A 22829-nucleotide genomic window follows, 5' to 3' on the forward strand; every position below is an offset into this window, starting at 1 on the left:
CCGACACCCTTCTAACCTCATTTCTGCTTCGCCAACAGCCCTTTTGCGTCCTTGACGCCGAGTGCAGCCGGCCGCTCGCAGGTGGTCTGCATGGCGACGAACTTGCCGGTCTCGCCCGACCGCAACAGGCCGGTCATGACATCGACGGCATGCAGCGCGAGCTCCATCGAGCAGCGATGTGGGCGGCCCTCGGCGATCGCCAGCGCCATGTCGGCAAGGCCTGCGGTGCGGTAATTGGCCATCATGCCCTGACCGTGCATTTCGTTCGGCACGCCGAACGGATGCTTCCATTTCGGCAGTTTCTTCACCGGCTTGGCCGCCTCGGTGATGCGCACGTCGCCGCCGAAGAAATTCGGATCCGGCACATAGACCGTGCCGGCCTCGCCATAGAGTTCCATCGGCGCATGGCCATGGCTCCAGACATCCCAGCTGGTGTTGAGTGTAATCACCGCGCCATTCTCGAACTCGAGCAGACCGTGGATGGTCGTCGGCGTGTTGACCGGGATCCTTTCTCCCGCACGCGGCTTTGAGCTGATGGTGCGTTCCTTGGCAGGGGTCGTCGCAACGGCCGCCACCTGTTTCACCGGGCCGATCAACTGGATCAGGTTGGTGATGTAATACGGTCCGATGTCGAGCACCGGACCCGCACCCGGCTGGAAGAAGAAATCCGGATTGGGGTGCCAGTGCTCCATGCCGTGACCCATCACGTGGCAGGTGCCGCTGGTGATCTTGCCCAGCGCGCCATTGTCGATGAGGTTGCGCACCAGCTGGTGCGCGCCACCGAGGAAAGTGTCCGGAGCCGAGCCGATGCGGAGACCCTTCTTCTCGGCGCGGCTCTTCAGGTCGAGCCCTTCCTTGATCGACAGCACGAACGGCTTTTCCGAATAGACATGCTTGCCGGCGTCGAGTATCTGCTTCGACACCTCGTAATGCACCGCCGGGATGGTCAGGTTGACGATGATGTCGATCTCGTCGTCCTTGAGCAGTTCGTCGACAGTCTCGGCGCGCAGCTTGAACTCTTTCGCCCGTGCCTTCGCCGCGTCCATGTTGATGTCGGCGCAGGCGCCCATCTCGATGCCGCGAAACAGCGGCGCCAGCGAGAAATACGCCTTCGAGATGTTGCCGCAGCCGATGACGCCGATACCCAGTTTCTTTGCCATGATGATTGTCCTAGTAAGCCTTGACGGAAGCGAGCGAGCGGCTGGCGAAGCGCTCGATGTCGTTGGGGTTGTCCTGTTCCATGACGTAATATTTGGCCGCGCTTTTGGCGCGCAGTGTCTTGATCAGGCCGGCCCAGTCAATCGTGCCGTGGCCGACATCGGCCCAGCCATCCTCGTCAAGCCCTTCGCCTGCTTTGGCCATGTCCTTGACATGGACGGCGCTGATGCGCTTGCCGTGCTTTTCGATCCACGGCAACGGATCGACGCCGCCGCGGACCACCCAGGCGACGTCCATCTCCCAGCCGATATCGGGTGCGGCCGACAGGATATGGTCCTGCGGCACTGAGCTGTCGGCGAGTTTCTTGAACTCGAAATCATGGTTGTGCCAGGCAAAGCCGTAGCCGGCTTTTTTTGCGGTTTCGCCGACCTTGGCAAGGCGCTCGCCAAAGCCGCGCCAGCCGGCGGCATCGGCCGGCCGCTGTTCGGCCATGAGATAGGGACAGATGACCAGCGTGATGCCGAGCGCGTCGGCTGTTTTACGCACGCCGTCGAAGTCGTTCTCCAGCGCATCGATCGAGAAATGCCCGGTCGGCATAGCAAGCCCGTTCTTGTCGAGTTCGGCACGGAACGCCTTGGGGTCCTCATAGACGCCGCCGAAGCCTTCGACTTCCTTGTAGCCGACCTTGCCCAGCATTTTGAGGATGCCGTCCCAGGGCAGAAAATTGCGGGCGCTGTAGAGTTGGAATGACCAGTTCATCGTCTTTGTCCGTTTCTTGGGTGGTGGGTCTTGGGGGATCGTTCTCGAGGTGTGATTGGAATGATTTTCAAAAATTACAGGCGGTTGCCGGTGGCGGCATCGAACAACGAGGCGCGCGCCGGATCGAAACCGAACTGGACCGGGTCGCCGCTGCGCAGCGTCCGTTCCGCCTCGACGCGGAATGAAAGGTTATGGCCGCCGAGCTTGGTCCATACCAGCGTGTCGGACCCCATCGGCTCGACGATCTCGACGGAACCGCTGGCGGAAAACGGCATCGACTTCGCCGCGTCACCGAACGCGATATGTTCGGGCCGGATGCCGAGCACGCAGGCGCCGGTGGGACGCTCCGTGCCGTCAAAGGCGTAGCGCTCAAGCGGCACCGAAACACCGTCCGTCTTGAACGTCGGACCGGCCTCCAGTTCCCCTTCAAGGAAATTCATCGCCGGGGAGCCGAGGAAGCCGGCGACGAAGCGGTTGACCGGCCGGTTGTAGATCGTCTGCGGCGCGTCGAGCTGCTGGATGACGCCGCCTTTCATCACCGCAATGCGATCGGCCAGCGTCATTGCCTCGATCTGGTCGTGGGTGACGTAGATCATGGTGTTCTGCAGATTGCGGTGCAGAAGCTTGATCTCGACCCGCAGCTCGGCGCGCAGCTTGGCATCGAGATTGGACAGCGGCTCGTCGAACAGGAAGACGTCGACGTCGCGCACCAGCGCCCGCCCGATCGCCACGCGCTGGCGCTGACCGCCGGACAAGGCGGCCGGCTTGCGCTGCAAGAGCGGCTCGATCTGCAGGATCTCGGCCGCGCGCGCGATGCGCTTGGCGATCTCGTCCTTTGGCACGCCGGCAACGCGCAGGCCGAAGGACAGGTTCTTCTCCACCGTCATTTGCGGGTAGAGCGCGTAGGACTGGAACACCATGCCGATGCCGCGGTCCTTTGGCTCCTCCCAGGTGACGTTCTTGCCCTTGATGAAGATGCGGCCATCGGAAATGTCGAGCAGGCCGGCGATGCAGTTGAGCAAGGTCGACTTGCCGCAGCCCGAGGGACCGAGCAGCACGATGAACTCGCCCTCGGCGACATCGAGGTTGAGCGTCTGCAGCACCGACACAGAGCCGAAATTGAGCGACAGGTCCTGAATCGAAACGCTGGTGCCGTTGGCTGCCGTCATCGCCATCACCCTTTCACCGCGCCGGCGGCGATGCCGCGCACGAAAAGCTTGCCGGAGATGAAGTAGACGATGAGTGGCACGAGGCCGGTCAGGATGGTTGCGGCCATGTTGACGTTGTACTCCTTCACGCCTTGCACCGAATTGACGATGTTGTTGAGCTGCACCGTCATCGGATAGGTGTCGGGGCGGGTGTAGACGACGCCGAACAGGAAGTCGTTCCAGATGCCGGTGACCTGCAGGATGATGGCGACGACGAAGATCGGCAGCGACATCGGCGCCATGATGCGCAGGAAGATGCCCCAGAAGCCGGCGCCGTCGACGCGCGCCGCCCGGAACAGTTCTTCCGGCATCGAGGCGAAATAGTTGCGGAACAGAAGCGTCAGGATCGGCATGCCGAAAATGGAATGGACGATCACCAGACCGCTCAGGCTGCCATAGAGGCCGATCTCGCGCAGAATGATGACGATCGGATAGATCATCACCTGGTAGGGGATGAAGGCGCCGACGATCAGGATGACGAAGAATGTGTCGGCGCCCTTGAAGCGCCAGTTGGCGAGCGCATAGCCGTTGACCGAGGCAATCGCGATCGACAGCAGCACCGACGGCACGGTGATGCGCACCGAATTCCAGAAGCCGCGCGAAAGCCCGTCGCAATTGAGGCCGGTGCAGGCCGTCGCCCACGCCTTGACCCACGGCTCGAAGGTGATTTCGAGCGGCGGCGAGAAAATGTTGCCGAGCCTTATCTCGGGCATGCCTTTGAGCGAGGTGACAACCATCACGTAGAGCGGCAGCAAATAGTAGACCGCCATCACGAACAGCGTGCCATAGAGGAAGATGTTGCGGCGCGAGAAGACATGCCGCGGCTTTGGTCCGCTCGGCCCCAAGGCTTCGCGCCCGACGGCGCCCGCGCCGGCGGGCAAGGAGACGACCTGGTCAGCCACGCTTCCGGCCTCCGAATTCGAGATAGGCCCACGGCACGACGACGATCACCACCGAGAGCAGCATCATGGTCGAGGCGGCAAAGCCCTGGCCAAGATTCTGGGCGAAGAACATGTAGTCATAGACGTACTTCGCCGGCACTTCGGAGGCGATGCCCGGGCCGCCGCTGGTCTGGGCGACGACGAGGTCGTAGACCTTGACGATGCCCGAGGCGATGATGACCAGCGTGGTGATGAAGACCGGACGCATCATCGGAATGACGATGAACAGATAGGTCTTCCACATCGGGATCCCGTCGACGCGCGCAGCCTTCCATATGTCCTCATCAATGCCGCGCAGGCCGGCCAGCATCAGACACATGATGAGACCGGTGCCTTGCCACAGCGCCGCGATCGAAATGCCGTAGATGACGATGCTGGAATTATAGAGCGGGTCGAAGCTGAAGCTCGTCCAGCCGAGGTCCCGCACCACATGCTGGATGCCGAAATCCGGATTGAGCAGCCACTGCCAGACCAGGCCGGTGACGATGAAGGAGAGCGCGAACGGATAGAGGAAGATGGTGCGGAACGTGTCCTCGAAGCGGATCTTCTGATCGAGAAGTGCGGCAAGCAGGAAGCCGATGACCAGCGAAAACACCAGCGAGATCGCGCCGTAGATCAACAGATTCTCGATCGAGATCAGCCAGCGCGGCGTCGACCACAGCCGGTAATACTGATCGAGCCCGACGAAATTCAGCCGCGGCAAGAGCTTCGAATTGGTGAAGGAATAGAGCACCGTCCACAACGTGCCGCCAACGAAGACCACCGACGCGGTGAGGATCATCGGGATCGAGGCGACCTTCGCATTGAGGTTGCGGAACAGCGGGTTGGGGCGTTCGCTCTTGCTCATCTCGTCAGCCGGCTGGGTAAGGGCGGTACAGTCCCGGCCCTGCTTGCGGCAGGGCCGGGAGCGAGGGGAATTGCCTCCAACGTCAGTCTGCCGCCGCGATGAGGTCGGCGAAGCGCTTCTGCGCCTCTTCCACCGTCATGTCCGGCTTGGCGAAGAATTCGGCGAAGAGATCTTCCTTCTGCTTCTGGGTGTCCTGCGACATCAACTGGTCCGTCCATGGGATGACGGCACCCTTGGCGAGGATGGCGAGGCCCTTCTTCATGCAGTCATTGGCGGCGTTCAAGTCGACGTCGCCGCGTACCGGCAGCGAACCCTTCTTGAGGTTGAAGGCGACCTGCGTCTTGGGATCGAGCAGCGTTTCGGCCAGCACTTCCTGTGCCTTGGACTTGTCGGCATCCTTGAGCAGCGGGAAGTAGAAAGCGTCGCCGCCGGTGGCGATGACTTCGTTCAGGCCGAGGCCCGGCAGGCAGGTGTAGTCCTTGCCGGCGACCTTGCCGGCAACCTGGAATTCGCCCTGCGCCCAGTCGCCCATGATCTGGCCGCCGGCCTTGCCGGTGATGACCAGATTGGTCGCCTGGTTCCAGTCCTGGACATTGGTGTTCTTGGCCATCTTGCGGGCATCGTCGGCGGCCTTGAAGACCTTGGCGATCTCGGGTCCGGCGGCGAATTTGGCGTCCTTGTCCTTGTAGACCTTGAGGAACGCGTCCGTGCCGCCCACGGCCGCCAGCAGCACGTCGAAGGCGCCGGAGGATTGCCATGCCTGTCCGCCGACGGCGAGCGGAATGATGCCGGCCTTTTCCAGCGCGGGCGCCGCCGCGACGAATTCATTCCAGTCCTTCGGCAGTGGCACGCCGGCCTTTTCGAAGGCCTCGTTCGACAGCCACAGCCACTGCCAGGAATGGATGTTGACCGGTACGCAATAGATCTTGCCGTCGATGGTGCAGCTGTCGAGCAGGCTCTTCGGCCGCACGATTTCCGTCCACTTGCCCTTGGTGGCGACATCGGTGAGGTCGCGCATCAGGCCGGCCTGCACCAGTTCTTCCGCCTGCCGGCCGTGATTGAACTGGGTGGCGCCCATCGGATCGCCGCCGGTGATGCGACTGATCATGATTGGCCGCGCCGTGCCGCCGGACCCGGCGATGGCGCCGTCGACCCAGTGGTTGCCGGTGGCATCGAACGCCTTGGCGAATTCTGCAACCGCTGCCGCCTCGCCGCCCGACGTCCACCAATGGGTGACTTCCAGGTCGGTCGCGGCTGCCGGGCCGGCAAACTGCAGAGCGGCAGTCGCGGCAAAAGCAGCGGTCAAAAGTTTATAGCGCATTTCGGTTCCTCCCAGAATCTGAAACGTTACAGATTTTCGATACGGCAATTGTGCGATGCGCGCAACCCCTCGGAGAAAAGCGGTTCAATATTTTTTCGAGGCGCGAACAAATTCCTTGCGTGCAAGCCGGCAAACTCTGTGCAAAAGCGGTTGTTGCGCTGCGAATTCATGCTGCAGTGCAAGAAATCCACTTCGAGCCTCGTTTCTCGCGCGACTTGGTCCTGGCCTGAAATCCCGGCCAGAACCATGAATTAGGCGGCGTGCGGTGGCAATATTGGCAATCTGTAACGTTTCAGTATACTGACGCTCAACGAGTGAACTGCCGTGCCACATCGTCATGGAAGCGATTGTCGGCAGAGCCGGCGGCTGCTATGCGCCTGACGGGGCGGGACGAATGGACAGGGACCAGACGGACAAGGACGACGACGCGTCGGCGCATGAGCGCCCGACGTTGAAGACGCTTGCCTTCATGACCGGGCTCGGCGTCACCACCGTCTCGCGTGCGTTGAAGGATGCGCCCGAGATCGGCGCCGAGACCAGGCGGCGCGTCCAGCTCGTCGCCAGGCAGATCGGCTACCGGCCAAACCGTGCCGGCGTGCGCCTGCGGACCGGCAAGACCAATGTCATCAGCCTCGTGCTCAACACCGAGCGCGAGATCATGAGCTTTGTCTCGGACATCATCTACGGTGTCTCGGAGGTCATTGCCGACACGCCCTATCACCTGATCGTCACGCCCTATTCGCGCTCGCAGGATCCGCTGGATCCGGTGAAGTATCTGGTCGAGACGGGATCGGCCGACGGCGTCATCATTTCGCGCACTCAGCCCAATGACCCACGCGCCCGCTACATGCTGGAGCGCGGAATTCCCTTTGCCACGCATGGCCGCACCGATATGGGGCTCGTCCACCCCTATCATGACTTCGACAATTACGCCTTCGCCGCCGAGGCGGTGCGCCATCTGGCCGGCATCGGCCGGCGCCGGCTGGCGCTGGTGACACCGCCTGTGGGGCTCACCTATTACGGCCACACGGTGAACGGCTTTGTCGATGCGCTGGGCGAGGTCGACGCCAGCGAAGTGCCGTTCAACACCGTTTCAATCGACCAGTCGATCGATCAGATCAGGACGCGGACTGCGCAGCTGATGCGCCGCGAGGTCAGGCCGGACGGGTTCGTCAGCAGCGCCGCCGCGGCAACGCTGGCCGTCGTCGCCGGCATCGAGGATGCCGGCCTGAAACTCGGCCGCGACGTCGATGTGGTTTCGAAACAGTCGTCGGAACTGCTGCATTTGTTCCGCCGGGAGTTGCTGATCGTCAACGAAGACTTCCGCCTGGCAGGCACCGAGCTTGCCCGCGCCGTGCTGGGCTGGATAGGGGGCGCGGCACCCGGCTCCCTGCAGACCGTGGTCAAGCCGGGCGACGTGGTCGCTTATCGAGGCTGACTGGCGCTACCTGAGAGGCAGGTCAGGCCGAGTCGAACATGACTGATACCGAGAACCGGAGCGGAGCGTACTTTTTGTACGTGAGCACCGGAAGCGCAGGTATCAGCCATTTGCAGGCCGGCCTCACCTGTCTCTAGACGGCCGCGCCGCTGCCCCATGGGCCGTGGAAAGCCCCCTGCTCGCCGATGCGCTCGAAGCCATGCGCGCCGAAGAAATCGCGCTGCGCCTGGATCAGGTTCGAGGTGCCGCGGCCCTGGCGATAGCTGTCGAAATAGGCGAGTGCCGACGCCAGCGCCGGCACCGGCGATCCCGCTTCCGATGCCTTGGCGACGATGCGCCGGAGCGACGGATGCGCCTCCTGCATCATGGCGATGAAGGCCGGCGCCATCAAAAGGTTGGTGGAGGCGCCGCCGGAGCCGAAGGCTTCCGCCATCGTGTCCAGCATTTGCGAGCGGATGATGCAGCCGGCGCGCCAGATCTTGGCGATGGTCGGCATCGGCAGGTTCCAGTTGAACTCCTTCGAGGCGCCGCTCATTACCGCGAAACCTTGCGCATAGGCAGCGATCTTGCCGGCGAGCAGCGCCAGCTCCAGGTCTTTCAGAAGTGCCGCCTTGTCGCCGGAAATCTTGGTCACGCCCATATTGCCATAGGCCTTTTCCGCCGCCTGGCGCTCATCCTTGATCGACGACAGCACACGTGCCGCCACTGCCGCCTCGATCGCCGTCGCCGGAATGCCGAGCTGCTGCGCCTCGATGACCGACCATTTGCCCGTGCCTTTCTGGCCGGCGCGGTCGAGGATGATATCGACCACCGGCTTGCTGGTCTTCGGATCGTCGGCGGCCAGCACCTTGGCGGTGATCTCGATCAGGTACGAATCGAGCCGGCCCTTGTTCCAGTCTTCGAAGACCTTGCCGATCTCCTTCGGCCCCATGCCGAGACCGTCACGCAGGATGCCGTAGATCTCGGCGATCATCTGCATGTCGGCATATTCGATGCCGTTGTGAATGGTCTTCACGAAATGCCCGGCGCCGTCGGTGCCGAGCCAGGCAGCGCACGGTTCGTCCTTGAACTTGGCCGAGATAGCGGTCAGCACGCTTTCGACGCGCTTCCAGGACTCTTCGGTGCCACCGACCATGATCGACGGCCCGTGGCGCGCCCCCTCCTCGCCACCGGACACACCCATGCCAATGAAGGTGAGGCCCGAGCCCGACAGCTCGGAAAAGCGCCGCATTGTGTCGCGGAAATTGGCGTTGCCGGCATCGATGACGATGTCGTTGGCCGACAGCACGCCGCGCAGCGCTTCGATCTGCTCGTCGACCGGCTTGCCGGCCAGCACCATGATGATGATCGGCCGCGGCGGCCGGATGGCTTCGGCGAGCTCCTCCAGGCTATAGCAAGGCACCACCCTGTCGCGTAGCGCACCGGCGCTTTCGAGGAAGGCATCGGTGCGCGCCTTGGTGCGGTTGAAGACGGCGATGCGGTGCCCGTGCTCGGCAATGTTGAGCGCCAGGTTGGAGCCCATCGTGCCAAGGCCGATCAGGCCGATTTCGGCTTTTTCCATCGTTTCTTCCCTGCTTTCGAATTTTGTTGAGGCCGCGTTTTTCGGGATGCCCATTTTTCGGCGAGATGATTGACGGGCCTTTCGCGCCGCGTCAACCGCCTCGCCGAATTGTGTTGCGTCCACGCTGTGTGAGATTCAGGTCAGGCCGAGTCAGGAAGGTCTGTAGACAGATCCGGCAACGCCTTGTCGATTGGACATGGGGCGGTAGATTGGACGTATGGCAGTCAAACGGATGGACAATGTAGGAATCGTCGTCGAGGACCTCGAAGAGACGGTTGCCTTCTTTCGCGAACTCGGCCTCGAGCTCGAAGGGCGGGCGACGATCGAAGGAGAATGGGCCGGACGTGTCACTGGACTGGGCGATCAGCGCGTCGAGATTGCCATGATGCGCACGCCGGATGGCCACAGCCGGCTCGAGCTCTCCCGCTTCCTTACGCCGCCTGTCGTCGCCGATCACCGCAACGCCCCGGTGACCGCGCTGGGCTACCTTCGCGTCATGTTTACCGTGGATGACATCGACGACACGCTTGAAAGGCTCCACAAGCGCGGCGCGCAGCTTGTCGGTGAAGTCGTGCAGTACAAGGACGTGTATCGGCTCTGCTACATCCGTGGGCCTGAAGGGCATCTCATCGGACTAGCCCAGGAACTCGGCTGAGCGCAGGTATTACTCAGCGCGGATATCGATCGGCGCCTCTATCTTCACAATGTCGAAGTCCGAAACCAGGATATCGAGCCGCGCCGTCCAGCGGCCGGGTATCGGGATGACGAGATTGTCGACGCGCCAGGTGCCGTCGCCGGGCTTGGTCGCCGGACGCTTGATCGGTTCGATGCCGGAATCGGGCTTCGACAGCACCAGCGTCACCTCCTTGGCGTCGAGCGGTCCGAAATCGCCTGTCATGATGACGATGGAGGCGGTGACCTCCCCGGTGTGGCCGGGCGTGATGTCGATGTCGGCCATTGCCTTCAGCGTGTGGATGTGGATCGACGCTGGCTGTGCCGCGGCGATGGCCAGCGCCCGTGGCGGCGGCGTGAAGCGCCAGCCAGCGGCAACGCCGAAGATCAGGAGCACGATCAGCATTTCGACTGATATCGAGCGGCTGAGCCGGCGCCGCACCTCCGTCGCTCCGGCCTCGGCCAAGGCGGTAAGCCGCCAGCGATTGACCGCTGCCAGCGTGAACAGAAACACCAACAGCGCCAGCTTGATCAGCAGCAGCCGGCCATAGGCGGTGTTGACGAGTGCCGCCGGCGTCTGCACCTGGATGATTGCGAGCACGATGCCCGCGGCTGCAAGCACCGCCACCACAGGCATGATCGTGCGTGAAAACCGCCGCAGGAATAAACTCGCCTCCGCCGATTGGCTGTTCAGCGCCAGGCCGAGCGGCAGCAGCGCTCCGGCCCAGAAGGCGATGCCGGCGCCATGCAGGAAAACCATCGGCCGCGTCAGCCATTGCGGCTCGGCAGCACTCGCATGGCCGCTGGCCGCAAGGGCGGCGCCGACACCCACAAGTCCGGCAAGCGCCAGCGGCCTGGCACCGGTGCGCGACCCGGCCAGCGACAAAAGGCCAAGCCCAAGCGCCACCAGTGCGATCAGCACCGTCCAGCCGAAACTGGGGGCGAGCCCGGTCCGCCAGACCACCGGTTGCCCCAGCCGGGCGAGCGGCGCGCCCAGCGCATCCAGCCCCTGGAACCCGAGCGACAGTGGGGCGGCTGCCAGACCGCACAGGATTGCGGCAATGACGAAACGCTGGCCCCGGCGCTGGCCTTGCGCCAGCCACGTCAGCGCGAAGGCGCCGCCGACGCCGAGGAAAAGGCCGATGTAGAGAAGAACCTTGCCGGTCCAGATCGCCGACCGCAAATCCATGTCGGCGGCTTCCGCCACCGCCGGCGCCGCGCTTGGCGCGCCGACGGAAAACAGCACCGAGCCGCCGACCGGATGGCCGTCGGCGGAAATCACCCGCCAGCTCAAGACATGCGTGCCCGGCCCAAGCTTTTGCGGATTGTCGATCTCGACCGTCTGGTCGCTGAGCCGGAAAGAGGTCAGCGCGACAGGCGTACCGTCGGGCCGCACCAGCGTCAGCACCAGCGGCGACACCGGCTCGCTGAAGGTCAGCGAAAATTGAGTAGGCGTTTGCGCCAGCACAACGCCGTCGGCCGGGTCGGCCTTGATCAGCGCCGCATGGGCAAAGGCCACGTTTGGCGTGGCGAGGACGGCAAGCAACAGGATCGTGGCCAGCAGGCCAAAGCACCTGCCGACTGTCCGTTCTATCCGCTGGAAACAGGCCGCGCTCATGCCATCCACCAAAACAGTGGCGCGCCGCTTCGAAGCAGCGCGCCGCCAATGCATCACTTCTTGGGCAGCAGGTTGAGGCCGGGCGCCGGATCTTCCAGCGCGTCCTCATCCTGGCCAGCAGCCGGAATCTCTATCCAACGCGTCGTGGCGCCATCGCATTCCTGCACCACCGGAAAATAGATCTTCTGACCGGCCGGCAGATCGGCGGCCAGCGTGCCGCGGAAGACGAACTCGTCGTAGAATTCGTCCGGCAGGCTGCCGCCACTCCAGTCGACTTCCTTGACGCCCGAGGTCACCGCCTCGTCATAGAGCTGGTAGGATTTCTCGTATTTGCCGTTCTTGACCTGCAGCGTCCAGCCGGGCTTGGGCATCGGCTTCACCCCTATCACCCCTTCCGGGATCTGCACGCGCACGGCAATCGTCGCCTTGCCGTCGCAGCCGTGCGGCACCCGCAGCACGGCCTTGTAGGTCGAGCCGACCGCGGCCTCCTGTGTCTCGAGCGTGATATGGGCGAAGGCGGCATTTGTCCCCAGGACAAGGAATACAGCGACCGGCAAAAGATACTTGTTCATGATGCTCTCTCTCCGAAAAATCGGTTGGCAATAATTGGTCAGTCGTTGTCTTCCTGAGGCGGTGCGCTGCCTTTGGCTTGCACGGCGAACTCGACAGTCACCGCTCCGGCCTTTTCGAAGGTCAGCGTGGCGGCAAACATCTGGCCCTCTTTGGGCGGCTGCTTCAGATCCATGAACATTATGTGGTAGGCGCCGGGTCCCAGCGTCACCTTGCCGCCCGCCGGGATGTCCAGGCCGCCGTCGACCGGGCGCATGGTCATGACACCATCCTTCACCCCCATTTCGTGCAGTTCGGCCTTGCCCGAAATGTCGGAGGCAATCGACAGCAGCCGGTCCGGCGCGCTGCCCTTGTTGACGATGGTGAAATAGCCACCGGCGACCTTGGCGCCGGCCGGCGTGGCGCGCGACCAGGGATGCTCGATCTCGATGTCGCCGGCCTTGAACTCATGCGCAAGGACAGAATGGGCGCCGACGAACAACAGCGCGAAGGCGAAGACCACGCTGCCGAGACGCTGCTCGATCGTGCGGAAGAAAGGCGTGCTGCGGCGCAACGCGGCGGCACGAAGTAAACGGGACATGGGGAAGCTCCATGAAAGTGAGGTCGCGCCGTTGCCGGTCGCAAACGATGTCGGTGATTGGATGATTGGCGCTCGCGCAGGTTACGCGAGATGCCGCAGTTTCAGGCCGTAACCGGCGGCGCGCGCGGATTGGCCGGAGAACGCTCGCGCGTGACATCGGGATGCCTGACAGAGGCAAGCACGAAGGCGACGGTCTCGAAGGACAGGCTGACCGGCCCTATGCCGACACCGGGCGGCGGCGCATAGGCAACCGAGGCCATGCTGCAGCCAAGCATGCAGCATGCCGGCATGTGCTGCTGGTGCGGATCGCCTCCGGGAAGCTGGACCGCTCCCTCATGGGTGCAGATAACGTTGCCGAATGCGTCGAGCTGCGAGGCATTCTGCGCCGTGCCGAAAGCAAAGGCGCCGAGCGTCGACTGGAGCAGCAATACACAAGCCGCGACAAACGCGGCCGTTATGCTCCATCTTTGGCGCCGGATGTTCAAAAACCTGCCTCTTCACGCAGCAACGGCAGATGTCTAGCACGCGGCAGGCAGCCGGAAAATCGCCAAATCATCGCTGCGGCAACGCGGCGCGCGTTAATGAAGCGATCCGACCGGTTTCCGGAATCGAGGTCAGCAGCGTGTTGCGCGCCGACTTCAGATGTTTGCGGCAGGCGACATCGACCTTGCCGAGATCGCGCGATTTCAGCGCTGCGATATAGGCGAGATGCTCGCCAACCGCGACTTCGTTGCGCTCGCGCTCCTGCGCCTTGTTCCACTGGTAGTGGTAGTGGAAGATCATGGCGATGACGTCGTAGAAATCGACAATGAAGCGATTGTGCGAGGCGCGGTGGATCAGCCGGTGGAAGCGCTCGTCCAGCTCGGAGAATTCGTTGAAGCGGGTGGCGATCTCGCTGGCCAGTAGCCGGTGCTCGTCCTCCAGGCGGTCGAGATCGGCCCACACCGGGCTGTCCTGCGGCAAGGCGGCAAAGGCTGCCGCAGAGCGTATCTCGAACATCTCGCGGATCTCGGTGAGTTCCAGCGCAAAGGCGCGCGTAAAACCCTTCAGCACCCAGTGGCTGTTGCGCCGCTTCTCGATCAGGCCGAAGCGGGAGAATCGGATCAGGAATTCGCGCACGCTGGTGGTGCCGACGCCGATCTCGCGCGCCAGTTCGAGCTCGTTGATCTGCATGCCGGCCTCGGCGCCGCCGGCGAGCAACCTGCGCATGAACGAGCGCTCGATGATCTGCGCCAGCGTGTCGGTCTCCTCTTCGGGGAAGAAATCGTCAGGCTTCGGCGCCCTGAGCACGGTCTTGCTGCGCTTATTCCAGGCGATAAGCCCGGTCTCTTCCATACGCGCCAGAATGGTGCGCACCGTGGTGCGGCTGACGCCGAGCAGAGTGCCAAGCTCCGGCTCCGACGGCAGGCTCTGTGTTTCATCGAGCAGCCGCAGACCCCTGTTGTAAGCGTCCTTGTAGACGTTGTTGCTCTTCGACATCCCTGCCCCGTTGCGCGCCGGCGCTTGCTGTGGCTGGCTTGAAGCGCGATATCACAGATGTTTCCTAGCGCATGACCCGGCAAAGCAAAACGCTTTGCGTGTCAGACGCGGCTCCCTACAACCCACGCGTCCATCGGATGCATGGTCTCCTCCTGAAAAAACAATTGACGCACAAATGTTTTTTCCCGATAAAAGACATTATATGGAAACAGACGCGTGTCAATCCGCGCATCCCCCAGGAACAGACCCAGGAAACTGCCCGTGAACGCCTCGAACAGCATTCTTCTGTCTCCCGCCGACAATGTCGCGGTCGCCAATGGCCGCATCGAGATCGGCACCGCCCTGCCCGGCGGCGCCGTCGCCACGGCCTTGATCGAGCCCGGCCACAAGGTGGCGATCAAGCCTATCGCCGCCGGCGAGGCGGTGGTCAAGTATGCGCAGGCGATCGGCCGCGCCACGCAGGACATCGCGCCCGGCGAGCACGTCCATTCGCACAATCTGGTTTTCGAGAGCGGCCGCCTGCCGGTGGTGCCGCCGAGTGAGGCCGAGCACGCGACGGAAGCCGACCGCGCCCGCACCTTCATGGGCTACCGCCGCGCCGACGGCCGTGCCGGCACCCGCAACTTCGTCGGCATCATTGCCAGCGTTAATTGTTCGGCCACCGTCTGCCACGCCATTGCCGACGAGGCCAACCGCGTGCTGTTGCCGAAATATCCGGGGATCGACGGCTTCGTACCGATCGTCCACGGCCAGGGCTGCGGCATGAGCGGCACCGGCGACGGCATGATGGTGCTGCACCGCACTCTCGCCGGCTATACCCGCCACCCGAATTTCGGCGGCGTGCTGATGGTCGGCCTCGGCTGCGAGGTCAATCAGCTCACCCTTTATGGCCAAAAGGGTGCGGCCGCCGGAAAACGCCATTTCAACATCCAGGACGCCGGTGGTTCGCGCAAATCGGTGGAGAAGGCGATGGGCGTGCTCGCCGAGATCGCCGAGGAAGTCGGCCAGTTGCAGCGTGAGCCGATCCCGGTCAGCGAGATCGTCGTCGGCCTGCAATGCGGCGGCTCCGACGGCATGTCGGGCATCACGGCCAACCCGGCGCTGGGTGCAGCCGTCGACATCCTGGCCGGCGTCGGCGGCATCGGCATTCTGTCCGAGACGACGGAGATCTATGGCGCCGAGCATCTGCTCGCCTATCGCGCGGCGACGCCGGAGATCGCCAAGAAGCTCGACGGTTTCGTCAAGTGGTGGGAGGACCATGTCGCCAAGCATGGCGCCTCGATCGACAACAACCCTTCGCCCGGCAACAAGCGCGGCGGCCTGACCACCATTTTGGAGAAGTCGCTGGGCGCCGTTGCCAAGGGTGGACAGACGCCGCTCAACGGCGTCTTCGGCTATGCCGAGAAGGTCACCGGCAGTGGCCTGGTGTTCATGGACACGCCCGGCTACGACCCGGTCTCGGCGACCGGCCAGGTGGCAGGCGGTGCCAACATCATAGTCTTCACCACCGGCCGCGGCTCCTGCTTTGGCTGCCGGCCGACGCCGTCGATCAAGGTCGCCACCAACTCGACCATGTACCACCAGATGGAAGAGGACATGGACGTCAATTGCGGCGTCATCGCCTCCGGCGAAAAGACCATCGCCGGCATGGGCCGTGAGCTGTTCGAACTGATCGTCGAGACGGCGTCGGGCCGCAAGACCAAGAGCGAGGCGTTCGGCTACGGCGACAACGAGTTCGTGCCGTGGCACCTCGGCGCAACGCTCTAAAACACTGACCAAAAAACTACGGGCTGCAAAAGTGAGTCCGCAAGGGGAGGCTTTGGATGGACAAACGCCGCATCGGCACGACTGCGCTCGAGGTCACTGAGATAAGCTTCGGCGGCGCGGCGATCGGCGGCCTCTACCGGGCCTGCCCGCGCGAGGCGGCGATGGAGACGCTGCAGACCGCCTGGGAAGCCGGCCTGCGCTATTTCGACACCGCGCCCTTCTATGGCTTCGGGCTGTCGGAACGGCGGACCGGTGATTTCCTGCGCTACAAGCCGCGAGACTCCTATGTGCTGTCGACCAAGGTCGGGCGCCTGTTTCGCCCCGTGCCGGAAGATCAGGTTCCCGATCATTCCTATGTCGACCCGCTGCCTTTCGCGCTCGACTACGACTATTCCTATGACGGCATCATGCGCTCGGTCGAGTTCTCCTATGCGCGGCTCGGGCTAAACCGGATAGACATCCTGTTTGTTCACGACATCGGCACCTACACGCATGGTGTCGAGAAGACGAAAGTGCACTTTCGCCAGTTGATGGATGGCGGCTTGAAGGCTCTGGAAGAGCTGAAATCGTCCGGCGTCATTTCAGCCTATGGGCTCGGCGTCAACGAGGTGCAAATCTGCCTCGACGTGCTGCGCGAAGCCCCGCTCGACTGCATCCTGCTCGCCAGCCGCTATTCGCTGCTCGATCGCTCGGCCGAGGCCGATCTTTTGCCGCTCTGCAGGCAGCGGCAGACTTCGCTGATCATCGGCGGCGTCTTCAACTCCGGCATCCTGGCGACCGGCCCCGTACATGGCGCGCATTTCGACTATCTGCCGGCGACGGAGGACATCTTGGAGCGCGTCGGCGCGATGGAGAAAATCGCCACCGAGGGTGGCTATCCGCTGGCGGCGGCCGCGCTGCAGTTCCCGTTGCACGAACCGGTCGTGGCCAGCGTACTGACCGGAACAGCCAAAGCCGCCAATCTGACACGCAATCTCGACCTGTTCGACGTCGAGGTGCCGCAAACGGAATTCGCAAAATATGCTCCTTACACCGTCGTTCAGGAACTCGGATGACGACGATCACGTGATTCTCAAGAAAGAATGAACATTCCATATTGACTAGATGGTGGAATTAATATTCCATCGCAATCAAGGAGGATCGGGAGCTTCTGGACGTGGCATTGAGGATCGGCAAGGAGGCTTCTCCGCCGAGCCATGTGCAGGCCGATATGAAACACCGCTTGCGTCGGCTGGATCGATGCACTATCAAAAAGCGGCAACTGTTTTTTATTGATAAAGTTCTGTTTGGGCCGCGCCTATCCGAATGGAGCTTCCGTAACCTTCACCGGGCGATCTAGGGAGGATTCCTAATGAAATTCATGACCAGCATTCTCAACCGCCGCTCACTCGTCGCGCTCGCTGCCGCCTCGATGCTTGCCGGCGCGCTGCACACGGCGCCGGCTTCGGCGGCGGATGTGACCATTCCGATCATCGTCAAGGACACCACGTCCTTCTACTGGCAGATCGTTCTGGCCGGCGCCCGCAAGGCCGGCAAGGATCTCGGCGTCAATGTGCCGGAACTCGGCGCCCAGGCTGAAACCGACGTCAACGGCCAGGTCTCCATCCTCGAGAACGCCGTCGCCGGCAACCCGGCCGCGATCGTCATCGCCCCGACCGAATTCAAGGCGCTCGGCAAGCCGATCGATGAAGCAGCCAGCAAGGTCAAGGTCATCGGCATCGACTCCGGCGCCGACTCCAAGGCCTTCACCTCGTTCCTGACCACCGACAACGTGCAGGGCGGACGCGTCGCCGCCGACGGTCTCGCAGCAGCCATCGGCGCCGCCAATGGCGGCAAGATCGAGGGCGACGTCGCCCTGATCACCAACGCGCCGGGCGCCGGTTCGCTGGAGCAGCGCAAGCAGGGCTTCACCGAGCAGCTGGCCGCAAAATATCCGGGCCTCAAGCTCGTCGCCGACAAATATGCCGACGGCCAGGCAACGACCGGTCTCAACATCGCCACCGACCTGATCACCGCCAACCCGAACCTCAAGGGCATCTTCGCGTCCAACCTGATCATGGCGCAAGGCGTTGGTCAGGCTGTCGCCGAAAACAACCTTGGCGGCAAGCTGGCGCTGGTCGGCTTCGACAGCGACGAGAATCTGATCAAGTTCCTCAACGACGGCGTCATCTCCGCGCTCGTCGTCCAGGATCCCTACCGGATGGGCTATGACGGCATCAAGACCGCACTCGCCGCCTCGAAGGGCGAGAAGGTCGAAGCCAATGTCGACACCGGCGCCAACCTGGTCACCAAGGCCAACATGAAGGATCCGAAGATCGACGCGCTGCTCAACCCGAAGCTCGACTGAGCATCGTCACAGGCGCAGTGTTTCCGGGGCCTCGTTGCCCCGGAAACAATCGTAAGGCCGATCTAGGAGGCCAATCTGGGAGGATTGTCATGACGTCGACGGCGCAGGAACTGCATCCGCACCCAACGCTGGAGCCCGGCAGGACGATCCTCGAACTGCACGGTCTGGAAAAGCGCTATCCTGGCACGCATGCCCTGAAGCCGGTGAATCTCGCCTTCAAGGCCGGTGAGATCCACGCCATCGTCGGCGAGAACGGCGCCGGCAAATCGACCCTCATTAAGCTTCTGACCGGCGTCATGCCGCGCACCTCCGGCGATGTCATCTGGGAAGGCAAGCCGGCGGCACTCGCCACCCCGCACGAGGCGATGGCGCTCGGCATCAATGCCGTGCACCAGGAAGTGGTGCTTTGCCGCCATCTTACCGTCGCCGCCAACATGTTCCTCGGCGAGGAGAATTCGCGCTTCGGCATCCTGCAGCAGCGCGCCATGGTCAAGGAAGCGCAGAAGATCATCGACGATCTCGGCTTCGACCTGCCGGCGCATGTCACGCTGGGCGATCTCACCATCGGCCAACAGCAATTGATCGCCGCGGCCCGCGCCACCGTGCGCGGCACCAAATTCCTGATCTTCGACGAACCGACAGCCTATCTCACCCGCAAGGAGGCCGACCAGCTGTTCACGCTGATCCGAAGGCTCAAGGGCGAAGGCGTCACCATCATCTACATCAGCCATCGCATGGAAGAGGTGTTCGAACTCGCCGACCGGGTCTCGGTGTTGCGCGACGGCACGCTGGTCGGCACCCGCAACATTGCCGAGACCAACGACGCCGAACTGGTCAAGTTGATGATCAACCGCTCGATCGAGCAGGTCTATCACAAGGAGCATTTCACGCCGGGTGCGACCATCGTCGAAACGAAGAACCTCTCCGGCAAAGGGTTCGAGAACGTTTCGATGAGTGTCCGCGCGGGAGAGATCGTGGGCCTCTACGGCCTGATCGGCGCCGGGCGCAGCGAATTCGTCACCACGCTCTATGGCCGCCATCGCAAATCGGCCGGCCAGATCCTGTGGGAGGGCAAGCCGGTCCTGATCAACTCCGAGCACGACGCGATCAAGCTCGGCATGGCGCTGGCGCCGGAAAGCCGTCGCGATCAGGGCCTGTGCCTCAATTTGCCGGTCGCCCTCAATCTCAACCTGCCGATCTACAAGCGCATCTCCAGCAATCTGCTGATTTCCGGCGCGAAGGAGAAGGCCGAGGCCGATCGGCAGATCGCCGGCCTCCGGATCAAGACGCCGACGCGTGGTGCGCTGGCCTCCAGCCTGTCTGGCGGCAACCAGCAGAAGATCGTCATCGGCAAATGGCTGGCGCACGGCGCCAAGCTGTTCATCTTCGACGAGCCGACGGTCGGCGTCGATGTCGGCACCAAGGCCGAGATCTACCGCCTGTTCGGTGCGCTGTTGTCCAAGGGCGCCGGGATCATCCTGATCTCATCCTATCTGCCGGAAGTCTACGAACTGGCCGACACGCTTCATGTGTTCCGGCGCGGCAAGCTGGTAGCCACGCATGGGTTCCGCACCGCCAATCATGAGGACATTCTCACGCAGGCCCTCGCCGAGAAACAAGAAAAGCTGGGAGGACAGATATGAGCACCGAGGCGATTGCTGCCGAGAAACCGAAACGCAACTACAATGTCCTGTTCGGACTGACGCTTCTGGCGTTGCTGGTTGTGCTCTGGATCTTGCTTTCCGTTTCGACAACGAGCTTCGCCTCCGCCAACAACATCTCTAACCTCCTGCGGCAGGGCTCGATGATCGCCATTATGGCGGTCGGCCAGACCTTCGTCATTATCACTGGCGGTATCGACCTCTCGGTCGGCGCCGTCGTCGGCTTCGCCACCGTCATCGTCGCCATGATGATCAATGCCGGCTTTCCCATCTGGATCGCCATTCTGGTGACCTTGCTGGTCGGCGTCGCCATTGGCCTTTTCCACGGCTTCGGCATCGTCAAGATGGGCTTGCCGCCGTTCATCATCACGCTGGCGACGTTGACCTCGCTACGCGGTATCGGCCTGCTGATGACCAACGGCAATTCGATCAACATCAAAAGCGATACCTTCACGGCGTTCTCACGCAATTCCTTTATCGGCATCCCCAATCTGTTCTGGATGGTGATCCTGGTCGGCATCCCGGCCTACATCTTCCTGCACCACAGCCGATGGGGCCGCTATCTCTTCTCGGTCGGCTCCAATGCCGAGGCCTCGCGCCTGTCCGGCGTCAATGTCCAGCGCACCATCTACATGGCCTATACGCTGTCCGGCCTGTGCGCGGCCTTCGTCGGCGTGCTGCTCGCCGCTCGCATCGGCATCGGCAATCCGACCCAGGCCGAGGGCTGGGAACTGCAGGCCATCGCCTCGTCGGTGATCGGCGGCACCTCGCTGTTCGGCGCCGTCGGCTCGGTGCATGGACCGCTGCTCGGCGCCTTCATCCTGGCCACCATCAACAACGGCGCCAATCTGCTCAACGTCAACTCGTTCTGGCAGCGCATCATCACCGGCGCGCTGATCATCATCATCGTCTATTTCGACGGCCTGCGCCGTCGCGGCAAATAATCCTCCCTGACCTTTTCGCCGGCCCGCTCGACGGACCGGCGCCTTTTTTGAACACTGGAATTGCTGAATGAAAGCCGTCGTTTGCCGCTCGCCCGGCGACCTTGTCCTGGAAGACCGCGCCGCACCAGGCGCACCGCCTGCCGGCTGGGCGCTGGTCGCGGTCAGCCATGTCGGCATATGCGGTACCGACTACCACATCTTCGAGGGCAAGCACCCCTTCCTCGCCTATCCCCGCATCATGGGCCACGAAGTGTCGGGCACCATCGTCGAGGCCGGTGAAGGCGTCGAACTCGCCGTCGGCGAGCCCGTCATCATCAACCCCTATCTCGCTTGCGGCAAATGCATCGCCTGCCGGCAGGGCAAGCCGAATTGTTGTGTGCGGATCGAAGTGCTCGGCGTCCATCGCGACGGCGCCATGGCCGAGCAGATCCTGGTGCCGGCGCAAAATCTTTATCCGGCAAACGGCCTGTCGCTGGCCGACGCCGCGGCGGTCGAATTCCTGGCCATCGGCGCCCATGCCGTGCGCCGTGCCCGCGCTGAACCAGGCGCCCGCACGCTGGTCATCGGCGCAGGGCCGATCGGGCTTGGCACGGCGATCTTCGCCCGCATTGCCGGGCTCGATGTCAGCCTGCTCGACATGAGCACGGAGCGGCTGGATTTTGCCAAAGGCGAACTCGGCTTCGCCACGCTCGACGGCTCGCAAAAGGCGGCAGCCGAACTGGTGCGCGATGCAACCGGCACCGAAGGCTTCGACGTCGTCTTCGACGCCACCGGCAACACCGCCTCGGTGCAATCGGCCTTCGCCCATGTCGCGCATGGCGGCACGCTGGTTCTGGTCAGCGTCGTCAAGGACGACATCGTCTTTTCCGATCCCGAATTCCACAAGCGCGAGATGACCTTGGTCGGCAGCCGCAATGCGCTCAAGGCCGACTTCGACCACGTCGCCGCCTCCATCCGCAACGGCGCCGTGCCGCTGCCGAAACTCGTCACCCATCGCACCACGCTGGCCGGCACGCCGCACGATCTCGCCCGCTGGGCGCACGAGAAATCCGGGCTGATCAAAGCTGTGATAGAGATCGCATAAGGCCAGCAGGCGGCTTACAGGGCTGAAAGTTTCAGTTCCACCCGCTCCGCCGGAAACCGCGTTTCGGAGAACTGGACCGGTCGGCCATCCGGCGTGACGTTGACGGCGACGGCGACCAGCACGATGGCCCCCGGCTGCAGGTTGAGGTCGGCAAGGTCGGCGGCATCGGCATGGCGTGCCGACAGCACCGTCGATTGCCTGAGATAATCATCCACGCCGAAACGCCGGAGCGAGGCGGTGATCGAACCGGTCTCCGCTATCACGGAATCGATGCCTGCGAAACGCCTGGCCTCGTACCAGCTGGCGGCGCGCGACACCGGCCGTCCGTCGGCTTCGCCGCGCGTCTCCAGCCGGATCACCTCAGTGCCCCTCACAAGCCCAAGCCCGTCGGCGACGCGCTGGCTGGCCGGTTCGACCGCTGATGTGAGCAGCACGATATGCCGTTCCGATGTCTGCCCTTGCAGGCCCGTCGAAAACCGTGTGCGGGCGCCGATCGGGTAGGACAGCCGCTTGCGCGACAAGACGAAGGTGCCGCGCCCCTGTTCGGCTCGCAGCACGCCTTCCTGAACCAGCGCCGATATGGCGCTGCGAACCGTGTGGCGGTTGACGCCGTAGCGTTCGGCCAGCGCCACCTCTGGCGGCAGCGCGGCATTCTCGGCAAAATCGCCGGCGGCGATCGAGTGCAGGATCTGGTCGGCGATCTGCCGCCACAATGAGACGCCGCTACGCCGTTCAATGCTGCTCGCCATCTGCTGCCCGGCCATTTTTGCCCGATCACGCCCCTGTCATCCACCCGTCATGGACACAGGTTAGATAATAGGTATAATTTGTATAGTTGTCTATATCACTATATAAATTTTACACATTCAGGGAG

22 protein-coding genes are annotated in these 22829 nt (G+C 63.1%); 8 read left to right on the forward strand and 14 right to left on the reverse strand.

All coding sequences use genetic code 11. The annotated features are described in order from the left end of the window. Window positions 1–17: 17 nt before the first annotated feature. The 6 genes from AC1DXM_RS12515 to AC1DXM_RS12540 form a co-directional block, all read right to left on the reverse strand. The gene (locus AC1DXM_RS12515; RefSeq protein WP_477233316.1) at window positions 18–1160 is read right to left on the reverse strand and encodes a Gfo/Idh/MocA family protein; all 1143 of its coding nucleotides are present in this window, start codon (window positions 1158–1160) and stop codon (window positions 18–20) included. Between the two features lie 10 nt (window positions 1161–1170). Then, a complete protein-coding gene (locus tag AC1DXM_RS12520; RefSeq protein ID WP_477233317.1) occupies window positions 1171–1917 on the reverse strand; it encodes a sugar phosphate isomerase/epimerase family protein in 747 nt (248 codons plus the stop codon). 74 nt (window positions 1918–1991) lie between these two features. Beyond that, entirely contained in the window at window positions 1992–3086 is a 1095-nt protein-coding gene (locus AC1DXM_RS12525) for an ABC transporter ATP-binding protein (RefSeq protein WP_477233318.1), read from the reverse strand. 5 nt (window positions 3087–3091) lie between these two features. Beyond that, window positions 3092–4027: a carbohydrate ABC transporter permease gene (locus AC1DXM_RS12530; protein WP_477233319.1), complete on the reverse strand. Its 936-nt coding sequence runs from the start codon at window positions 4025–4027 to the stop codon at window positions 3092–3094. After that, window positions 4020–4913: a carbohydrate ABC transporter permease gene (locus AC1DXM_RS12535; RefSeq protein WP_112562776.1), complete on the reverse strand. Its 894-nt coding sequence runs from the start codon at window positions 4911–4913 to the stop codon at window positions 4020–4022. The genes AC1DXM_RS12530 and AC1DXM_RS12535 overlap by 8 nt, the downstream gene beginning before the upstream one ends. Before the next feature lie 82 nt (window positions 4914–4995). Continuing rightward, the gene (locus AC1DXM_RS12540; protein ID WP_477233320.1) at window positions 4996–6234 is read right to left on the reverse strand and encodes an ABC transporter substrate-binding protein; all 1239 of its coding nucleotides are present in this window, start codon (window positions 6232–6234) and stop codon (window positions 4996–4998) included. Window positions 6235–6628: 394 nt separating this feature from the next. On the opposite strand from AC1DXM_RS12540, the gene AC1DXM_RS12545 reads away from it, so the two are divergent. Next, window positions 6629–7672 (forward strand): LacI family transcriptional regulator, encoded by a 1044-nt coding sequence (locus tag AC1DXM_RS12545; protein WP_477233321.1) that lies wholly within the window; start codon window positions 6629–6631, stop codon window positions 7670–7672. A 133-nt stretch (window positions 7673–7805) separates the two neighbouring features. On the opposite strand, the gene gndA is transcribed toward AC1DXM_RS12545, so the two are convergent. Then, window positions 7806–9233 (reverse strand): NADP-dependent phosphogluconate dehydrogenase, encoded by a 1428-nt coding sequence (gndA, locus tag AC1DXM_RS12550; RefSeq protein WP_477233322.1) that lies wholly within the window; start codon window positions 9231–9233, stop codon window positions 7806–7808. Between the two features lie 217 nt (window positions 9234–9450). Here gndA and AC1DXM_RS12555 point away from each other — a divergent pair, with 217 nt between their 5' ends. After that, entirely contained in the window at window positions 9451–9888 is a 438-nt protein-coding gene (locus AC1DXM_RS12555; RefSeq protein WP_477233323.1) for a VOC family protein, read from the forward strand. A gap of 9 nt (window positions 9889–9897) precedes the next feature. Here AC1DXM_RS12555 and AC1DXM_RS12560 read toward each other — a convergent pair whose 3' ends face one another. From AC1DXM_RS12560 to AC1DXM_RS12585, 6 genes are all read right to left on the reverse strand, one after another. Continuing rightward, the gene (locus tag AC1DXM_RS12560) at window positions 9898–11523 is read right to left on the reverse strand and encodes a copper resistance CopC/CopD family protein (protein ID WP_477233324.1); all 1626 of its coding nucleotides are present in this window, start codon (window positions 11521–11523) and stop codon (window positions 9898–9900) included. Between the two features lie 53 nt (window positions 11524–11576). After that, window positions 11577–12095 carry a YcnI family copper-binding membrane protein gene (locus tag AC1DXM_RS12565; RefSeq protein ID WP_477233325.1) on the reverse strand — a complete coding sequence of 173 codons (519 nt, stop codon included), beginning with the start codon at window positions 12093–12095 and terminating at the stop codon, window positions 11577–11579. A gap of 38 nt (window positions 12096–12133) precedes the next feature. Beyond that, the gene (locus AC1DXM_RS12570) at window positions 12134–12673 is read right to left on the reverse strand and encodes a copper chaperone PCu(A)C (RefSeq protein WP_477233326.1); all 540 of its coding nucleotides are present in this window, start codon (window positions 12671–12673) and stop codon (window positions 12134–12136) included. Between the two features lie 101 nt (window positions 12674–12774). Then, complete coding sequence (locus AC1DXM_RS12575) at window positions 12775–13131, reverse strand: DUF2946 family protein (protein ID WP_477233407.1); 357 nt, start codon at window positions 13129–13131, stop codon at window positions 12775–12777. A 94-nt stretch (window positions 13132–13225) separates the two neighbouring features. After that, a complete protein-coding gene (locus AC1DXM_RS12580; RefSeq protein ID WP_477233327.1) occupies window positions 13226–14152 on the reverse strand; it encodes a GntR family transcriptional regulator in 927 nt (308 codons plus the stop codon). A gap of 101 nt (window positions 14153–14253) precedes the next feature. Next, complete coding sequence (locus AC1DXM_RS12585) at window positions 14254–14433, reverse strand: hypothetical protein (protein WP_203280941.1); 180 nt, start codon at window positions 14431–14433, stop codon at window positions 14254–14256. Between AC1DXM_RS12585 and AC1DXM_RS12590 the strand changes: the two genes are divergently transcribed. The 6 genes from AC1DXM_RS12590 to AC1DXM_RS12615 all read left to right on the forward strand — a co-directional run bounded on the left by AC1DXM_RS12590 (window position 14414) and on the right by AC1DXM_RS12615 (window position 21955). Beyond that, window positions 14414–15919 (forward strand): UxaA family hydrolase, encoded by a 1506-nt coding sequence (locus tag AC1DXM_RS12590; RefSeq protein WP_477233328.1) that lies wholly within the window; start codon window positions 14414–14416, stop codon window positions 15917–15919. The two genes, AC1DXM_RS12585 and AC1DXM_RS12590, sit on opposite strands and share 20 nt — an antisense overlap. 56 nt (window positions 15920–15975) lie before the next feature. Beyond that, window positions 15976–16974: an aldo/keto reductase gene (locus tag AC1DXM_RS12595; protein ID WP_477233329.1), complete on the forward strand. Its 999-nt coding sequence runs from the start codon at window positions 15976–15978 to the stop codon at window positions 16972–16974. A gap of 296 nt (window positions 16975–17270) precedes the next feature. After that, the gene (locus AC1DXM_RS12600) at window positions 17271–18266 is read left to right on the forward strand and encodes a substrate-binding domain-containing protein (RefSeq protein ID WP_477233330.1); all 996 of its coding nucleotides are present in this window, start codon (window positions 17271–17273) and stop codon (window positions 18264–18266) included. Between the two features lie 89 nt (window positions 18267–18355). Beyond that, window positions 18356–19909 (forward strand): sugar ABC transporter ATP-binding protein, encoded by a 1554-nt coding sequence (locus AC1DXM_RS12605; protein ID WP_477233331.1) that lies wholly within the window; start codon window positions 18356–18358, stop codon window positions 19907–19909. Then, window positions 19906–20871, forward strand: coding sequence for an ABC transporter permease (locus AC1DXM_RS12610; protein WP_477233332.1), 966 nt, complete (start codon window positions 19906–19908; stop codon window positions 20869–20871). The genes AC1DXM_RS12605 and AC1DXM_RS12610 overlap by 4 nt, the downstream gene beginning before the upstream one ends. 67 nt (window positions 20872–20938) lie before the next feature. Next, window positions 20939–21955, forward strand: a complete 1017-nt coding sequence (locus AC1DXM_RS12615; RefSeq protein ID WP_477233333.1) for a zinc-binding alcohol dehydrogenase family protein — start codon at window positions 20939–20941, stop codon at window positions 21953–21955. Window positions 21956–21969: 14 nt separating this feature from the next. Here AC1DXM_RS12615 and phnF read toward each other — a convergent pair whose 3' ends face one another. Then, on the reverse strand, window positions 21970–22719 hold the full coding sequence (phnF, locus tag AC1DXM_RS12620) for a phosphonate metabolism transcriptional regulator PhnF (RefSeq protein WP_477233334.1): 750 nt from the start codon (window positions 22717–22719) through the stop codon (window positions 21970–21972). Window positions 22720–22829 lie beyond the last annotated feature (110 nt).

This window comes from Mesorhizobium sp. P3_A2, from assembly GCF_056403115.1.

Excerpts from the sequence above, each read along its gene's own strand:
- AC1DXM_RS12560 (WP_477233324.1), bottom strand. The coding sequence starts at position 11,523 with ATGAGCGCGGCCTGTTTCCAGCGGATAGAACGGACAGTCGGCAGGTGC.
- AC1DXM_RS12570 (WP_477233326.1), bottom strand. The coding sequence starts at position 12,673 with ATGTCCCGTTTACTTCGTGCCGCCGCGTTGCGCCGCAGCACGCCTTTC.
- AC1DXM_RS12520 (WP_477233317.1), bottom strand. The coding sequence starts at position 1,917 with ATGAACTGGTCATTCCAACTCTACAGCGCCCGCAATTTTCTGCCCTGG.
- gndA (WP_477233322.1), bottom strand. The coding sequence starts at position 9,233 with ATGGAAAAAGCCGAAATCGGCCTGATCGGCCTTGGCACGATGGGCTCC.
- AC1DXM_RS12585 (WP_203280941.1), bottom strand. The coding sequence starts at position 14,433 with ATGCTGTTCGAGGCGTTCACGGGCAGTTTCCTGGGTCTGTTCCTGGGG.
- phnF (WP_477233334.1), bottom strand. The coding sequence starts at position 22,719 with ATGGCCGGGCAGCAGATGGCGAGCAGCATTGAACGGCGTAGCGGCGTC.
- AC1DXM_RS12605 (WP_477233331.1), top strand. The coding sequence starts at position 18,356 with ATGACGTCGACGGCGCAGGAACTGCATCCGCACCCAACGCTGGAGCCC.
- AC1DXM_RS12615 (WP_477233333.1), top strand. The coding sequence starts at position 20,939 with ATGAAAGCCGTCGTTTGCCGCTCGCCCGGCGACCTTGTCCTGGAAGAC.
- AC1DXM_RS12525 (WP_477233318.1), bottom strand. The coding sequence starts at position 3,086 with ATGACGGCAGCCAACGGCACCAGCGTTTCGATTCAGGACCTGTCGCTC.
- AC1DXM_RS12580 (WP_477233327.1), bottom strand. The coding sequence starts at position 14,152 with ATGTCGAAGAGCAACAACGTCTACAAGGACGCTTACAACAGGGGTCTG.
- AC1DXM_RS12515 (WP_477233316.1), bottom strand. The coding sequence starts at position 1,160 with ATGGCAAAGAAACTGGGTATCGGCGTCATCGGCTGCGGCAACATCTCG.
- AC1DXM_RS12540 (WP_477233320.1), bottom strand. The coding sequence starts at position 6,234 with ATGCGCTATAAACTTTTGACCGCTGCTTTTGCCGCGACTGCCGCTCTG.
- AC1DXM_RS12545 (WP_477233321.1), top strand. The coding sequence starts at position 6,629 with ATGGACAGGGACCAGACGGACAAGGACGACGACGCGTCGGCGCATGAG.
- AC1DXM_RS12600 (WP_477233330.1), top strand. The coding sequence starts at position 17,271 with ATGAAATTCATGACCAGCATTCTCAACCGCCGCTCACTCGTCGCGCTC.
- AC1DXM_RS12535 (WP_112562776.1), bottom strand. The coding sequence starts at position 4,913 with ATGAGCAAGAGCGAACGCCCCAACCCGCTGTTCCGCAACCTCAATGCG.
- AC1DXM_RS12610 (WP_477233332.1), top strand. The coding sequence starts at position 19,906 with ATGAGCACCGAGGCGATTGCTGCCGAGAAACCGAAACGCAACTACAAT.
- AC1DXM_RS12565 (WP_477233325.1), bottom strand. The coding sequence starts at position 12,095 with ATGAACAAGTATCTTTTGCCGGTCGCTGTATTCCTTGTCCTGGGGACA.
- AC1DXM_RS12595 (WP_477233329.1), top strand. The coding sequence starts at position 15,976 with ATGGACAAACGCCGCATCGGCACGACTGCGCTCGAGGTCACTGAGATA.
- AC1DXM_RS12555 (WP_477233323.1), top strand. The coding sequence starts at position 9,451 with ATGGCAGTCAAACGGATGGACAATGTAGGAATCGTCGTCGAGGACCTC.